Annotated in this window: 18 protein-coding genes and 1 pseudogene; 15 read left to right on the forward strand and 4 right to left on the reverse strand. The window is 46.9% G+C overall.

Annotation, left to right across the window (positions count from 1 at the left end; translation table 11 throughout):
- Positions 1-99 precede the first annotated feature (99 nt).
- Both RID53_RS00480 and RID53_RS00485 read left to right on the forward strand, forming a co-directional pair.
- Positions 100-354, forward strand: a complete 255-nt coding sequence (locus RID53_RS00480) for a hypothetical protein (RefSeq protein WP_446386253.1) — start codon at positions 100-102, stop codon at positions 352-354.
- Complete coding sequence (locus RID53_RS00485) at positions 347-682, forward strand: hypothetical protein (protein ID WP_446386254.1); 336 nt, start codon at positions 347-349, stop codon at positions 680-682. Before RID53_RS00480 ends, RID53_RS00485 begins: the two co-directional genes overlap by 8 nt.
- Before the next feature lie 8 nt (positions 683-690).
- Here the strand turns inward: RID53_RS00485 and RID53_RS00490 are convergent, their stop codons facing one another.
- Positions 691-1,800, reverse strand: coding sequence for an AAA family ATPase (locus RID53_RS00490; protein WP_446386255.1), 1,110 nt, complete (start codon positions 1,798-1,800; stop codon positions 691-693).
- A 416-nt stretch (positions 1,801-2,216) separates the two neighbouring features.
- On the opposite strand from RID53_RS00490, the gene RID53_RS00495 reads away from it, so the two are divergent.
- The 10 genes and pseudogenes from RID53_RS00495 to RID53_RS00540 all read left to right on the forward strand — a co-directional run.
- The gene (locus RID53_RS00495; RefSeq protein WP_446386256.1) at positions 2,217-3,656 is read left to right on the forward strand and encodes a cation:proton antiporter; all 1,440 of its coding nucleotides are present in this window, start codon (positions 2,217-2,219) and stop codon (positions 3,654-3,656) included.
- A gap of 13 nt (positions 3,657-3,669) precedes the next feature.
- Positions 3,670-3,843 carry a hypothetical protein gene (locus RID53_RS00500; protein ID WP_446386257.1) on the forward strand — a complete coding sequence of 58 codons (174 nt, stop codon included), beginning with the start codon at positions 3,670-3,672 and terminating at the stop codon, positions 3,841-3,843.
- 94 nt (positions 3,844-3,937) lie between these two features.
- The gene (locus tag RID53_RS00505) at positions 3,938-4,300 is read left to right on the forward strand and encodes a cation:proton antiporter subunit C (protein ID WP_446386258.1); all 363 of its coding nucleotides are present in this window, start codon (positions 3,938-3,940) and stop codon (positions 4,298-4,300) included.
- Entirely contained in the window at positions 4,297-5,730 is a 1,434-nt protein-coding gene (locus RID53_RS00510; RefSeq protein WP_446386259.1) for a cation:proton antiporter, read from the forward strand. The genes RID53_RS00505 and RID53_RS00510 overlap by 4 nt, the downstream gene beginning before the upstream one ends.
- 47 nt (positions 5,731-5,777) lie before the next feature.
- On the forward strand, positions 5,778-6,167 hold the full coding sequence (locus RID53_RS00515; RefSeq protein ID WP_446386260.1) for a Na+/H+ antiporter subunit E: 390 nt from the start codon (positions 5,778-5,780) through the stop codon (positions 6,165-6,167).
- Positions 6,164-6,445, forward strand: coding sequence for a hypothetical protein (locus RID53_RS00520; RefSeq protein WP_446386261.1), 282 nt, complete (start codon positions 6,164-6,166; stop codon positions 6,443-6,445). The genes RID53_RS00515 and RID53_RS00520 overlap by 4 nt, the downstream gene beginning before the upstream one ends.
- The gene (locus RID53_RS00525; RefSeq protein ID WP_446386262.1) at positions 6,429-6,713 is read left to right on the forward strand and encodes a monovalent cation/H(+) antiporter subunit G; all 285 of its coding nucleotides are present in this window, start codon (positions 6,429-6,431) and stop codon (positions 6,711-6,713) included. Before RID53_RS00520 ends, RID53_RS00525 begins: the two co-directional genes overlap by 17 nt.
- Positions 6,706-7,311: a DUF4040 domain-containing protein gene (locus RID53_RS00530; RefSeq protein ID WP_446386263.1), complete on the forward strand. Its 606-nt coding sequence runs from the start codon at positions 6,706-6,708 to the stop codon at positions 7,309-7,311. Before RID53_RS00525 ends, RID53_RS00530 begins: the two co-directional genes overlap by 8 nt.
- Positions 7,311-7,982 carry a Na(+)/H(+) antiporter subunit B gene (locus RID53_RS00535; RefSeq protein ID WP_446386264.1) on the forward strand — a complete coding sequence of 224 codons (672 nt, stop codon included), beginning with the start codon at positions 7,311-7,313 and terminating at the stop codon, positions 7,980-7,982. The genes RID53_RS00530 and RID53_RS00535 overlap by 1 nt, the downstream gene beginning before the upstream one ends.
- A 24-nt stretch (positions 7,983-8,006) precedes the next feature.
- Positions 8,007-8,208 (forward strand): annotated as a pseudogene (locus tag RID53_RS00540) (element excision factor XisI family protein); the annotation flags it as partial.
- Between the two features lie 57 nt (positions 8,209-8,265).
- Here the strand turns inward: RID53_RS00540 and arfB are convergent.
- The gene (gene arfB, locus RID53_RS00545; RefSeq protein ID WP_446386265.1) at positions 8,266-8,682 is read right to left on the reverse strand and encodes an alternative ribosome rescue aminoacyl-tRNA hydrolase ArfB; all 417 of its coding nucleotides are present in this window, start codon (positions 8,680-8,682) and stop codon (positions 8,266-8,268) included.
- A gap of 110 nt (positions 8,683-8,792) precedes the next feature.
- On the opposite strand from arfB, the gene RID53_RS00550 reads away from it, so the two are divergent.
- The 3 genes from RID53_RS00550 (at position 8,793) to RID53_RS00560 (ending at position 11,969) form a co-directional block, all read left to right on the forward strand.
- Positions 8,793-10,502, forward strand: a complete 1,710-nt coding sequence (locus RID53_RS00550; protein ID WP_446386266.1) for an ABC transporter ATP-binding protein/permease — start codon at positions 8,793-8,795, stop codon at positions 10,500-10,502.
- A 173-nt stretch (positions 10,503-10,675) separates the two neighbouring features.
- Positions 10,676-10,942: a Precorrin-3B methylase gene (locus tag RID53_RS00555; RefSeq protein WP_446351456.1), complete on the forward strand. Its 267-nt coding sequence runs from the start codon at positions 10,676-10,678 to the stop codon at positions 10,940-10,942.
- A gap of 181 nt (positions 10,943-11,123) precedes the next feature.
- The gene (locus RID53_RS00560; RefSeq protein WP_446386267.1) at positions 11,124-11,969 is read left to right on the forward strand and encodes a TlyA family RNA methyltransferase; all 846 of its coding nucleotides are present in this window, start codon (positions 11,124-11,126) and stop codon (positions 11,967-11,969) included.
- A gap of 108 nt (positions 11,970-12,077) precedes the next feature.
- Here RID53_RS00560 and RID53_RS00565 read toward each other — a convergent pair whose 3' ends face one another.
- Both RID53_RS00565 and speD read right to left on the reverse strand, forming a co-directional pair.
- On the reverse strand, positions 12,078-12,380 hold the full coding sequence (locus tag RID53_RS00565; protein WP_446386268.1) for a DUF6464 family protein: 303 nt from the start codon (positions 12,378-12,380) through the stop codon (positions 12,078-12,080).
- 303 nt (positions 12,381-12,683) lie between these two features.
- Positions 12,684-13,082, reverse strand: coding sequence for an adenosylmethionine decarboxylase (gene speD, locus RID53_RS00570; protein WP_446386269.1), 399 nt, complete (start codon positions 13,080-13,082; stop codon positions 12,684-12,686).
- Positions 13,083-13,157 lie beyond the last annotated feature (75 nt).

Below are 13,157 nucleotides of genomic sequence, written 5' to 3' on the forward strand. Positions count from 1 at the left end.
AGCTTAAGTTGAATGGTAAGCCTTGCGCTCCTACAGTTGGTTGTACCGCACAGGAGAACCAGATTGCTATCATTTATGTGTAGCGGTGAGGACAGCGAAATGACGATTGCGGAGGTTCGTGAGCTGGTGCAATATGTCACCAACGTTCATGGTGAAACAACTGGCGTATTAGTTCCTCTGAATGTTTGGGAAGAGCTTCTGAAATCGTTACAGGCTTTTGCCGATGAGCTTGAACAAATTGATGAAGCAGAACCTAATGAGCAAATTCTAGCAGATTTGAAGGATTCCCTTCGTTATGTGAAAGCAGGGCAAACGTTCCCTATCTCTGAATTATGGGATGGAATTGATGTCTGAAAATTCGGCTGTTGAGGTTCGATTTACGTTGCCGTTTAAGCGTCGGCTGAAATCCCTCTCCAAGCATTATCGTCAGATTCGTAAGGATATTCAACCCATAATTGATGAGCTTCAGGCTGGAAATTTTGTTGGCGCTCAGATTGCTGGGACAAACTATGTTGTTTTCAAGGTGCGAGCAAAGAATAGACTCTTGCACTTGGCGATTAGAAATCGCAGCTATACAAACCAAACCCACCTACGTGGGTTTCCAACCTTTTTTGTTAGTCCTTACCTTGCGGACTTTGCTTGTATATGCCCCTCCAATTCTATTCTGAAGGCATGGTACTAAATTTGAAATCAACTCAAGCGCTGGCGTAGCCACAACGCCAACAGAGGGAGAGCCAGTCGATAATTTTGCTCGGAGCCATAAATCAAGCCTTTGTGTTGTAATCCCGCGATCGCGCCTTGGAGACTCCCCCCTCTGGATAGGTAATGTTTGTGAATATAATCGCGACTTTGGGGCTTGTCAGTCGGATCTAATGCCAGAGATTCCAACAGATGCGCCTGATTCGCCGGAAGCAGCATCAGTAATGACTCGAAAACCATGGATAGGTCAGATAATAGCTCTTGAATTGCCTGCTGGATGTGGCGATCGCGGATTAATCCGTCAGCCACTCGCACCGACTGGAGGCGTCGCACCAGTGCGGAAGCATCCCCTAAATGTCCCTGTACCGCATTGACAAACAATTCCAAGGCTTGCGATCGCGGATCGAATGTTAGCCCTTCGACATGCAGAACCTCCTGCGCCCAAGCCGCCACCACATCATTGGCTAAGGGGGCTAGCTGCACGATTTCTAAGCTATTTCCCAGTTCATCGGGATGAATGCTAATTTCTGCGATCGTTGCTACTAATACATAACTCACCTGAGTCTGACGCTCGATCTCTTGCTTCAAAAAATTTTCCCACACCCTATGACGATCCCAAGAGCGAATGTGGGGGAAGCTTTCCAAAATTAGCACCACCCGTTCACCTGTAGATTTGGCTAATTCTTGTAGGAGTTCCAGTAATCCCTCAAATGCTTTCCATTGCTGCTGTTGACTCTTTACCCGAACAGGTTTTAGCTGCGCTCTACCTCGTCTACTATCGTTGAGGACAAATAATTCAGCCGCTTTGTGTTCAATCCACTCTTGCATGAGAGCGTGAGCCGTTGTACTGAAAAACGTCTGATTGATGCTCTCGCACAACAATTGCACGAAGCGTTGACCATCAGTCACCCGGATACAGTCAACTTCCAGGATTTTCACACCAACTTCCCGAGCCGCTAGCCGTACCAGACTCCGCCGTCCGCTTCCCGGTACTCCCACAATCAACAGGTTGCCCTCATGGGCTAAAACCTGGATGATTCGCTGGAATTGCGATTGCCGTCCAACCAATTGAAACGGTGTTGATACATCCAAAATGGTCACGGTTTTAGTGTCCTGATAGCAAGAGTAGAAAGGTTCCGGCGGTACACCTTCAGTCCTTCAGCTGCCAACGGTATTCGGTGACTCAGGGCTGAGGTTAAGTATTGACTTGCCACGAATCGGTTCTTTAAGCCGACTATTGCATGTTTTATCATGTCGATCCTCTGCTCAAACCAACCCGTTGGTGTGGTATGAGTCTATCGTTGATATTGACACTTTTCAATAGTGTCAGTCTTTTATAGCACTATTAAAAGGTGCTATAAATGTTTTAGCACCTTTTCACCGGAAAGCATAGCCGTGTTAGCCGCCTGCCTATTTGCCACTATTCTGGGCGAATTTTTCGGCATCATCTTAAAAAAGACGCTAGCACGATATCATCCGACCTTAGAAAGCAGCGAGGTTGAGAAATACAATACTCCATGAGTACATTGACAATTGCCTGGATCGCACTACCGCTATTTGTGGGGTTCAGCATTTATCTGTTCCCCAAACTTGACCGATATCTCGCACTGGGCGTCGCCTTGGTTTCGGCTGGATATGCGTTGCAGTTATTATTTGTGGCTAAATCGCCCTTAACCCTGCAATTATTAAATAATTTCGGCGTCACTCTAGTCGCTGATCAATTAAGCGGTTTTTTTATATTGACCAATGCCTTGGTCACAACTGCCGTTATCCTCTACTGTTGGCATACCAATAAGACGGCGTTTTTTTATACACAGGCAATTATTTTACATGGCAGTGTCAATGCCACCTTTGTCTGTGCCGATTTCATCAGTTTATATGTGGCGTTAGAGGTCATTAGTATTGCCGCATTTCTGTTAATTGCCTATTCCCGAACCAATCGTTCCATTTGGGTGGCTTTACGCTATCTGTTTGTCGGCAATGTAGCCATGCTTTTTTATCTAGTGGGTGCGGTTTTAGTTTATCAGGCAAATTATTCCTTTGCTTATGAGGGGTTGAGTAATGCACCCATCGAGGCAATTGCCTTGATTATTCTGGGACTGCTGGGTAAGGGGGGCATTTTGATATCGGGATTGTGGTTACCCTTAACCCATTCCGAATCCGAGACCCCCGTATCCGCGTTGCTATCGGGGGTTGTGGTGAAAACGGGCGTGTTTCCTCTGGTGCGCTTTGCGTTGATGGTGCCAGAGGTTGATCCCATTGTTAGACTTTTCGGTGTGGGAACTGCACTGCTGGGAGTCGGGTATGCCGTCTTTGAAAAAGATACCAAGCGCACGTTAGCCTGTAGCACGATTTCCCAAGTAGGCTGGATACTCGCGGCACCGGAAGTCGGCGGTTTTTATGCCCTAGCCCATGGATTGGCGAAATCAACGCTGTTTTTGATCGCGGGTAACTTACCCAGCCGAAACTTTAAGGAACTTAAAGAGCAGCCAATGAATACCGGACTCTGGATTGCCCTCGTCATGGCTAGCCTATCAATTTCGGGCTTTCCCTTGCTCGTCGGCTTTAGCGCGAAGGTATTAACGTTGAAAAACGTCCTACCTTGGCAATGGATTGTCATGAACCTGGGGGCGGTGGGAACCGCGATGGTGTATGCCAAATTCATCCTTCTGCCCCATGGAAAAGGGAAGCCTGTTCGCTCCAGTTTCTGGACTCCAGTGCTACTACTACTCACTGCGCTGATTGCCGCAAGTGGAATGTATTTAGAAGTATACACCCTAGCAAATATCACCAAAAACCTGGCAATCATCGCCGTTGGAGGGTTGGTATACGGTTTGATTTTTCGGCGAGTGGTACTCAAAGTACCCCGTATGTTTGAGCAATTGGAGCATCTGATTGGGGTGATGGGAGTGATGAGTCTAGCGTTGATTCTTTTATTCAAGATGGTATTGGCATAAGGGAGATAAATTCATGAACCCCGCCCAATTTTTTCTCCCCCAGCTTCCCCAGCTTCCCCAGCTTCCCCAGCTTCCCCAGCTTCCCCTGCTCCCCCAGCTTCCCCAGCTTCCCCTGCTCCCCCTGCTCCCCCTGCTCCCCCTGCTCCCCCTGCTCAAACCAATCCGTTGCTGTGGCATGAGTCTATAATTGGCATTGACACTTTCCAATAGTGTCCGTCTTGGTTAGCACTATTAAAACGTGCTATATATGATTTAGCACCTTTTTCCAGGACAGCATACCCGTGTTAGAAGCCTGCATATTTGCCACCATCCTGTGCGGATTTTTCGGCATCATCCTGAAAAAAAACCTGGTGATGAAGATCATCTCCATGGATGTGATGAGTACGGGGGTTATTGCCTACTACGTGCTGATCGCATCACGCAAAGGTGAAGCCTTGTTCACACCGATTATTTCCGTCGAAAATGGGATTATTTCCCACGTCGAAAATGGCGCTTACTCTGATCCAGTTCCTCAAGCGGTGATCTTGACGGCGATTGTGATCGGCTTTTCGATTCAAGCGCTGATGCTGGTTGGCGTGATGAAGCTAGCACGGGATCATCCCACCTTAGAAAGCAGCGAGATTGAGAAGCACAACACCCCATGAATACATTGACGATTGTCTGGATAGCACTACCGCTATTTGTGGGGTTCAGCATTTATCTGTTCCCTAAACTTGACCGATATCTCGCACTGGGCGTCGCCCTAGCTTCGGCTGGATATGCATCTCACTTATTTGTGGCTCAGTCAACCTTAACCCTGCCATTATTGGATAGTTTCGGCGTCACCCTAATCGCTGACGAAATGAGCGCTTTTTTTATATTCACCAATGCCTTGGTCACAAGCGCCGTTATCCTTTACTGTTGGCACACGAATAAGACGGCGTTCTTTTTTACACAGATGATTATTTTACATGGCTGTGTCAATGCCGCCTTTGTCTGTGCCGATTTCGTCAGCTTATATGTGGCGTTAGAGGTGATTAGTATTGCCGCATTTCTGTTAATTGCCTATCCCCGAACCAATCGTTCGATTTGGGTGGGGTTGCGCTATCTGTTGATCAGCAACGTAGCAATGCTGTTTTATCTGATGGGTGCGGTGTTGGTGTATGAGGCGAATTACTCCTTTGCTTATGAGGGTTTGAGCAATGCTCCCATCGAGGCAATTGCCCTGATTTTTATGGGACTGTTGAGTAAGGGGGGTATTTTTGTATCGGGATTGTGGTTACCCTTGACCCACTCGGAATCCGAGACTCCGGTGTCAGCATTGCTATCGGGGGTTGTGGTAAAAGCTGGGGTGTTTCCCCTGATGCGCTTTGCTTTGATGGTACCAGAGATTGATCCCATTGTTAGAATCTTCGGCGTAGGCACAGCCGTGCTAGGAGTCGGTTATGCCGTCTTTGAAAAAGATACCAAGCGAATGTTGGCATTTCACACGATTTCGCAGTTAGGCTTTGTCCTAGCAGCACCCGAAGTCGGTGGTTTTTATGGGCTAACCCACGGGTTAGTTAAATCAGCGCTGTTCCTCATCGCGGGAACCTTACCCAGCCGTAACCTCAAAGAACTGCACCATAAACCGATTAATACCCCAATTTGGATTGCTTTAGTCATCGCTAGTTTCTCTATCTCCGGCTTTCCTCTATTGTCGGGTTTTGGAGCGAAGGTTTTGACGATGGAAAATCTTTTGCGCTGGCAAGTGATTGGCATGAACATTGCGGCTTTTGGAACGGCAATATCCTTTGCTAAATTCATCTTTTTGCCTCATAAATCACAAGGAGAAGGAAATGTCAAACCCGGTTTCTGGTTAGCCATGATCTTATTAATCGGGGGTTTAATTTTAGCAAATGTTGTGTATTACGAGGCGTATACGGTTAAGAATATAGTGAAACCCCTAGTCACTATCGCACTTGGATGGTTGGCATATTTTTTGATTTTCAAACGACTTGCCATAAAACTCCCTCGTATGCTTGAGCAATTCGATCATCTGATTGGGCTGATGAGTTTAATGTTGCTGTTGCTGTTCGGAATGGTATTCGTTTAATCTCAAACTCTTACAAATGACCAATGACCAATGACCAATGACAAAATATGATTGGACACCTGAATTTGATATTGCGATTAGCCATTTGGTTTTTGCTCACCGCTAGTCTGAGTGTGCCAAATATCATCATTGGTATCGCCGTCGCCTTTCTATTACCAGGACGCCCCAAAACTCCGGAATCCTTAAAGGATTGGTTACGGGTGCTGGGTGAGGTACTTGTGGCAATTCCCCAGGCATATTTTGAGGCATTTGAAATTATGTTCCGCCCTCATAAGTACGAAGATGTAATTATGGAACGGGTCAAACCCCAGCGTACACCTGGACTGGTTTTTCTGGATATATTTTTAATTACGTTTACCCCCAAGACTATTGTTTTAAAATACCACGAGGAAGGCTCCTATGAAGTCCACCGAATTAGCCGGAGAAAACGAACATGAATTTAATTTTAATTACTATGATGTTGGCGTTGCTAATCCCCATGTATGAGGCATGGCAGGATAATGATATTTGGCAAAAAATGTTGGCGTTTGCCAGTATCGCGACTAAAACCTCAATCATGATTCTGGTTGTTTCTGTATTACGGGATGACTGGATGATCGGAGTTGTGGGGGTGATTATTCTAAGTGTGGGAAATGCCGGATTAATGTTGTTGGCACATATCCTGAAACGCATGAGTGATTTAGCAGAAGAGTCCTATTATGATCAACGTGCTTAGTTATATCTGTATCGGGTTAGGAATTGTCTTCTGGTTTTGGGGAACTTTTCCGTTGATTGGTCACCGATCGGTATTATTTAAACTGCATACTCTTTCGGTGGCAGATACTCTTGGCTCAATGAGTATTATCGTCGGATTGTTGCTAAAAATACCCAGTGAGTGGCCCCTACTGATTCTCGCCATCATCTCCTTGGCGATTTGGAATACAGTGCTGGGGTATGTGTTGGCGTACTGTTCAAGTAGTGGGAAGGAGGTTGACTATGAATGAAAGTGATATCTATGTGATTATTGCGCTGCTGCCCTTAGCTTCTTGTATGTTGATCTTTCAGGTGAATCCTTACCATGCTTTGGTGATTCGGGGCATTTTGGGAGCGGTGGCGGCATTAGTTTATGCAGTGTTGGGCGCGGCGGATGTGGCGTTGACTGAAGCTTTGGTGGGTACGATGCTGGCGATTACGCTATATGCCGTGGCGGTGCGTTCATCTTTAACGATGCGTCTGGGTGTACTTGAAGACGGTGGCGATAAAGTGCCGACTACGGAAGAAGTTGAGCGGCATTTTGGGGAACTGATGGATGATTTACGCCGCATTTTTAGCAAACATTATATGCGTGTCGAGTTAGTCCCGTACACAGATCAGCAGGCATTACAACGGGCGCTGATGGAGAAAGAAATTCATGCTACCTGTACGCGATCGCATCAAGCAAAACTTGAGCCTCAAGACCCGACAGTACCTGAGTCTGAGACGCCATCTTATCACACCGCGACTCGGGTTCAACGCCTCTATGACATCATGCAAACCGAACTGTCGTCACCTGCGACACATTTAACCTATATCAATACACCAGATTCAGGGGAGAAACACTAATGAAATGGGTTTACATTGCAGCCGGGATAGCGCTGTACGTTATATTCCTAATCACGCCCAATATGTCAAATTTGGCACCGGATTTATCAGATATCTCTATCGTCGAAGCCGTTGTAGAAGACAGTGGCGTGTCCAATGTGGTTTCGGGTATCATTTTCCGGAATCGGTTGTATGACACCATCTTTGAAGTGGTGGTATTTACGATCGCAATTATGGGTGTGCGGTTTCTGCTGGCGGATGAAAAGCCGTTCTGCACTGTCTATCAGTTTACCGATCAACCCTCGATGATTTTGGCGCGTCTGGGAGCAACCATTTCCGCGTTGGTGGGTATCGAATTAGCGATTCGGGGACATCTTAGCCCTGGTGGTGGGTTTGCCGCTGGGGTAGCTGGGGGAACCGCGATCGGTTTGGTGGCGATTACTTCATCAACGGAGTGGATGCAGGAAATCTATAAGCGTTGGCACGCCTCTAGATGGGAGAAGGTTTCGGTGCTGGTTTTCATTGTCCTGGCGGTGATCACGCTAGCTGGATATGAGTTACCCCACGGAGAGTTAGGCAAACTGCTCAGTGGCGGGATTATCCCCCTGCTCAATATCCTTGTCGCCGTAAAAGTCGCCTTGGGTTCCTGGGCAGCTATTTTAGTGTTTGTTCATTATCGGGGATTGTTGTGATATCAAGCGCGGTGGGATCATATTGATACACAGCAGGATCACTATCAACTGCTTTATGTTGGTTGGCGTGGGAATAAACGTGATTTTGGCTGTATTCTGCATGTTGATTTTTGCCAACCGATTAGTCGCTATGGGAGTACCGAAACAAGATATCGTTTTGGCTTTCCATGAACCTGAAGTGCGCCAGCTTACGGGTTTTGGTACAGGTGAAGCGATCGCCGATTAATCCAAGTTATATCATGTCCGTCTAAACAGTCGGGCAGGATAGTTAAAGAGCAAGGTTTCATTCATCCGTTACCTTTCGTCGCATCGCTTTGATATGCGATCGCCTACTTTTGCTGTCCAGACGTTTCCGTTGAGAACTTCGAGTGGGCTTGCTTGGTTTACGGCGTTTGGGAAGTGCGATCGCACTCTTAATCAACTCTCGCAATCGCCGCCGCGCTTCTTCCCGATTCTGCTGTTGGCTGCGGTGTTTTTGGGCTTTGATGATAATCACCCCGTCTTTGCTAATACGCTGATCAGAACGTTTCAACAGCCGCTCCTTGTAGCGATCGGGTAGCGAGGAAGCCTGGATATCAAAGCGCAGGTGAATAGCACTCGCCACTTTATTTACATTTTGCCCCCCTGCCCCTTGAGAGCGCATCGCACTCATCTCAATCTCATCCTCTGGAATACTCACAGTATTAGAAATTTGTAGCATAATTTAACAATTGCCTAGAGATAAGTCACACCCATAGTTGAGCAGATTGTACCCAAGTTTGCCGTTAGTGATTGTCTTCCAGTAAACCGAGTTGTCACCCAAACAAGCCGATGGATCGATTGAATTTCAAGGTACTCCAGCAATTCTGGACGATCGCCAAATCCTACTGGTTAGGGGATGAGAAATGGCTTGCCAGAGGGTTACTCCTGAGTGTGGTGCTGTTTCTGCTAGCCTATACGGGATTGAGTGTCCTACTCAATAACAAGCGAGGGGTATTAATCTCAGCCCTTTCCGCCCAGGATGAAGCTCGCTTCTGGCAAACGGTGATCATTTTCATCGGCGTGCTGGTGATTTATGCACCTCTATTGGCGGGCTATACCTATTTACGCGATCGCCTCAGCCTACAATGGCGCAAATGGCTTACCCATCGATTCGTGGATAACTATTTTCGCGATCGCGCCTATTACAATCTGCACATCGGTAAAACCGAGATTGATAACCCAGATCAGCGAATTGCCGAAGATGTCAGGAGTTTTACCCAAGAGTCTCTCACCTTTTTGCTAGTGTTGGTGGAGTCGGTGCTGTCGGTGATTGCGTTCAGCAGTGTACTCTGGGGCATTTCTAAACCGTTGGTGTTTTTTCTGGTGCTGTATGCGCTAATCGGAACCCTGGTGACGACGTTTGTATTTGGTAAGCCCCTGGTGCGACTCAACTTTGAACAACTCAAGCGGGAAGCGAATCTCCGGTTTAGCTTGGTGCGAATTCGGGAAAATGCCGAAGCGATCGCGTTTTATCAGGGGGAGGAGCAGGAGTCGAATCAGGTTAAACAGCGGTTTTTTGATGTGTTTGAGAATGTCAAACGGCTGCTGGTTTGGGAGTTGAATTTGAATATTCTCACCAATGCCTATGAATTCATCCCCTTTATCCTACCTGCCCTAGTTGTCGCCCCGGCGATTTTTGCTGGAGAAATGGAGGTGGGTAAAGTGTCTGAGGCGCAGGGAGCCTTTATCCGCGTCTTCTTTTCCCTTAATGTTGTAGTTGCCCGTTTCCAGCAATTAACCACCTTTGGTGCTGGAATTAACCGTCTCTATACCTTTGCCGAATTTTTAGAACAGACAGAAGCAACCCAGGTATCGGATGAGCAGAAGCCACAGATTCAGAGGGTTGAGGCAGAGCGGCTGGCAGTTGAACACTTGAGCCTGCAAACGCCTAATTATCAACGGACGTTGGTAGAAGATTTGTCAATAGAGTTACCGACTGGAGAAGGACTTTTAGTCATGGGACCCAGTGGTTGTGGCAAAAGTTCACTGCTAAGAGCGATCGCGGGGTTATGGGATTCTGGTAAAGGTAAAATTATTCGACCCAAATTCGACCAGATTCTATTTTTACCCCAGCGTCCTTACATGGTGCTGGGAACTCTCCGCGATCAATTGCTCTATCCTAACACCGACATTGAAGTTGAGGAGCAACACTTGCAGCAAGTTTTAGAGCAGGTGAACTTAGCGGGTTTAGATGAACGGTTTGGCGGGTTTGATGCCGAACAGGATTGGGCAGATGTTCTCTCCTTGGGTGAACAACAACGGTTAACCTTTGCCCGGTTGCTGCTGAACCAACCCCAGTACGCTATTCTGGACGAAGCAACCAGTGCCTTGGATCTGGGGAATGAGGAACGGTTATATCACCATTTGCAGGCGAAAGGGACGACGTTTTTAAGTGTGGGGCATCGCTCGACGTTGACAAATTACCATCAGTCTTTGCTGGAACTTTCTCAGGACAAAACCTGGCAGATCAAAGAACTTATGGCTGGGGTTAAAGAATAATCGGAGTACCCGCAAGGGACTCAAGTCCCTTGCTAATAGCTTAAGTCCTTTAAAGAGGACTGCAATCCTCTCCGCCAATCCGTTGAAACGGACTTTGGCTATGAGACAGGGGTTTGAACCCCTGGCGGGATAACAACGGGTTAGGATTTAGGGTAGTGGGTTCTTATCGAAGTATGGCAAAGCAGAAAAATCCCCTCACCGGAGAAGCACTGATAAAAGAAGTCTGTCGGCGGATTCGGGTTGCCCGTAGCTACTGGGATGCTCATAATAACGCGGCTTGTCGGGGAGAGCGAGAACGGGCTTTAGCCCTTTACAACACGCTGACTAAAGAACAAAAAGAGCAGATTCCCCAAGTATTGCGGGTGTGGCTGCGCTACCGCAGTGAAAAGTATTTTGGCGCACATCGAACGCCACCCAAATCAAAACGCAAGTCGAAATAGAATGAAGCAGACATTTGTGTCAAGAAGATATTTCATTCCAGGGGTTCGCGTTCAGGTTTTGCCTAAACTTAATATGCCAGAGATCAACTCATTCAAGGACGGGGGGAACTTCAGGTTAACTTTACTTTTGTCCGACTACTTATGATAATAGGGTAAATTTATCTATTGATTGATTAGACGCTTGAAACAACGACTAGATACCTTATTAGTAGACCTTAACTTATGCGAATCCCGACAACAGGCACAACGGCTGATTCGGGCGGGAGAAGTGCGGGTGAATCAGCAGCTTGTTGATAAACCGGGAACTGAAATAGACACAACCGCCGAGATTAAAATTAATCAAAAATCCCCTTATGTTTCTAGAGGTGGGGAAAAGTTAGTCAAAGCCTTAGACGAGTTTGGTATAGCGGTAGCCGGACGTATTTGCTTAGATGGCGGTATTTCCACGGGAGGCTTTACCGACTGCTTACTACAAAAGGGGGCAAAACGGGTTTACGGTGTTGATGTAGGATATGGACAAGTGGCTTGGACATTGCGAAATGATGACCGGGTGATTTTGAAGGAACGCACAAATTTACGCTATTTGCAACCTGCTGATTTATATGGAGAACCCCTCGGAATAGACGAGGAGGATAAGGAGGAGATTTATCCAGATTTAGGGGTTGTCGATGTGTCGTTTATTTCCCTGACAAAAATCCTAGAAGCCTTGTGGAACCTGCTACAAGCACCGCGTGAGGTGGTGTTACTGGTGAAGCCACAGTTTGAAGTGGGACGAGAACGGGTTGGCAAAAAGGGCGTAGTGCGCGATCCTAAGGATCAGGCTGGCGCGATCGCCCAAATTTTACCAGCCGCCCAGAATTTAGGTTGGGTCTATCAAGGCTTAACTTGGTCACCTATTACGGGTCCTGCGGGTAATATTGAATATCTGCTCTGGCTAGGAATGGATAGTCAAATTCAGAGTCCTGATTTAAGTGAAATTCAAGACATCACTCAATCAGCTACCGCTTATTTTCGAGAGAAACCTTGAATCCAATTTATCTGGGGATCAGAGCGGGTTTTGTCGTTCAGTTACAGGAAATAAGGAAGGTTAATCCCTAAACTCGCCCCTACCAATCCACAGGTTGTGTATGTTACCTTAAGATTCCCTGGGTTGGTAGTCGCAACAGTTATCACAAGGACCTGACGGATTAACCGCACAGCGGATATAAGCCGAACGAGCATTAAATCGACAGGTAATATCACCAATTAAATAACCAACCCCTTCCAGATAATACTGATCAGGCGGTAATGGATTTCTTGGCAGTACCCTAGCCGTTGTTGATGCTTGAATCGAGTTTCTTAACCGGATTTGCGCTTGCTCCTTGGCTCTACGCATCACCCATATCGAAAGCACTGGGGGAGTCAAACCTAAGACAAACACAATAATTGTCTCGAACATGGTTTTTTCTCCCAGGTGACTTTACTTAACCTCGTAATCCCCTACTATACCTAATTAGGGCTTGCTGCACAAACTCAAAACCGCAAAGCCCATCAATACTTTGAGCTTTATTTACAGAGGGTTTTCTTCTAGGAAATGGCGTAGCATCCTTCATAAGTATGGCATCACCTTGCTCAGGAAAAATGTACCCTTGCTTCCCCAGCTCCCAGACGTAGCATGCTACGTCTCTACATTGCTCCCCCAGCTCCCCCTTACCACAACACTGATTCAGCAGCCCCTAATTAGGGCTAGTGGGGGAGGATATCAACTCACCATCTGATAGACTGACTCTTCAATTCGCTCCTGAATTTCCGGCATATTCTCAAAACCGCGTACAATTTCTCTCATTCGCACCCGCTTAGCTTGGAGCGCTGTTTGTAGCAGTTTCATCGCTTCCTTTGGCTTACCGCAGCCGCAAAAAAATAAATCAGCGGCAAAATAACCATGTTCGGGCCAAGTATGGATGGCAATATGAGACTCCGCCAATGTCGCTGTCGCCGTGACTCCGTGGGGACTAAACTGGTGTACACATAAATCAATTAGAGTTCCTTCTCCAACAGAAATCGCATCAATTAAGGCGCGGCGAATTCCCTCAGGATCATTGAGAAGGTCTTCAGGCGCTTCCCATGCGTCAACGACCAGATGAGTTCCCACTTGTTTCATTCTACTCGATCTACTCCACCCAATAAGATTTCAAAGACTCTATTTATAGCATAGACTTAATTCAGTCCTCAACTC

The sequence above is a fragment of the Coleofasciculus sp. B1-GNL1-01 genome (assembly GCF_040220235.1).
Classification (GTDB): domain Bacteria; phylum Cyanobacteriota; class Cyanobacteriia; order Cyanobacteriales; family Coleofasciculaceae; genus Coleofasciculus.

What these genes read in the sequence shown, in the direction of transcription:
- RID53_RS00480 (WP_446386253.1), top strand. Translation starts at nt 100, where the DNA reads ATGACGATTGCGGAGGTTCGTGAGCTGGTGCAATATGTCACCAACGTT.
- RID53_RS00485 (WP_446386254.1), top strand. Translation starts at nt 347, where the DNA reads ATGTCTGAAAATTCGGCTGTTGAGGTTCGATTTACGTTGCCGTTTAAG.
- RID53_RS00495 (WP_446386256.1), top strand. Translation starts at nt 2,217, where the DNA reads ATGAGTACATTGACAATTGCCTGGATCGCACTACCGCTATTTGTGGGG.
- RID53_RS00500 (WP_446386257.1), top strand. Translation starts at nt 3,670, where the DNA reads ATGAACCCCGCCCAATTTTTTCTCCCCCAGCTTCCCCAGCTTCCCCAG.
- RID53_RS00510 (WP_446386259.1), top strand. Translation starts at nt 4,297, where the DNA reads ATGAATACATTGACGATTGTCTGGATAGCACTACCGCTATTTGTGGGG.
- RID53_RS00515 (WP_446386260.1), top strand. Translation starts at nt 5,778, where the DNA reads ATGATTGGACACCTGAATTTGATATTGCGATTAGCCATTTGGTTTTTG.
- RID53_RS00520 (WP_446386261.1), top strand. Translation starts at nt 6,164, where the DNA reads ATGAATTTAATTTTAATTACTATGATGTTGGCGTTGCTAATCCCCATG.
- RID53_RS00525 (WP_446386262.1), top strand. Translation starts at nt 6,429, where the DNA reads ATGATCAACGTGCTTAGTTATATCTGTATCGGGTTAGGAATTGTCTTC.
- RID53_RS00530 (WP_446386263.1), top strand. Translation starts at nt 6,706, where the DNA reads ATGAATGAAAGTGATATCTATGTGATTATTGCGCTGCTGCCCTTAGCT.
- RID53_RS00535 (WP_446386264.1), top strand. Translation starts at nt 7,311, where the DNA reads ATGAAATGGGTTTACATTGCAGCCGGGATAGCGCTGTACGTTATATTC.
- arfB (WP_446386265.1), bottom strand. Translation starts at nt 8,682, where the DNA reads ATGCTACAAATTTCTAATACTGTGAGTATTCCAGAGGATGAGATTGAG.
- RID53_RS00550 (WP_446386266.1), top strand. Translation starts at nt 8,793, where the DNA reads ATGGATCGATTGAATTTCAAGGTACTCCAGCAATTCTGGACGATCGCC.
- RID53_RS00555 (WP_446351456.1), top strand. Translation starts at nt 10,676, where the DNA reads ATGGCAAAGCAGAAAAATCCCCTCACCGGAGAAGCACTGATAAAAGAA.
- RID53_RS00565 (WP_446386268.1), bottom strand. Translation starts at nt 12,380, where the DNA reads ATGTTCGAGACAATTATTGTGTTTGTCTTAGGTTTGACTCCCCCAGTG.
- speD (WP_446386269.1), bottom strand. Translation starts at nt 13,082, where the DNA reads ATGAAACAAGTGGGAACTCATCTGGTCGTTGACGCATGGGAAGCGCCT.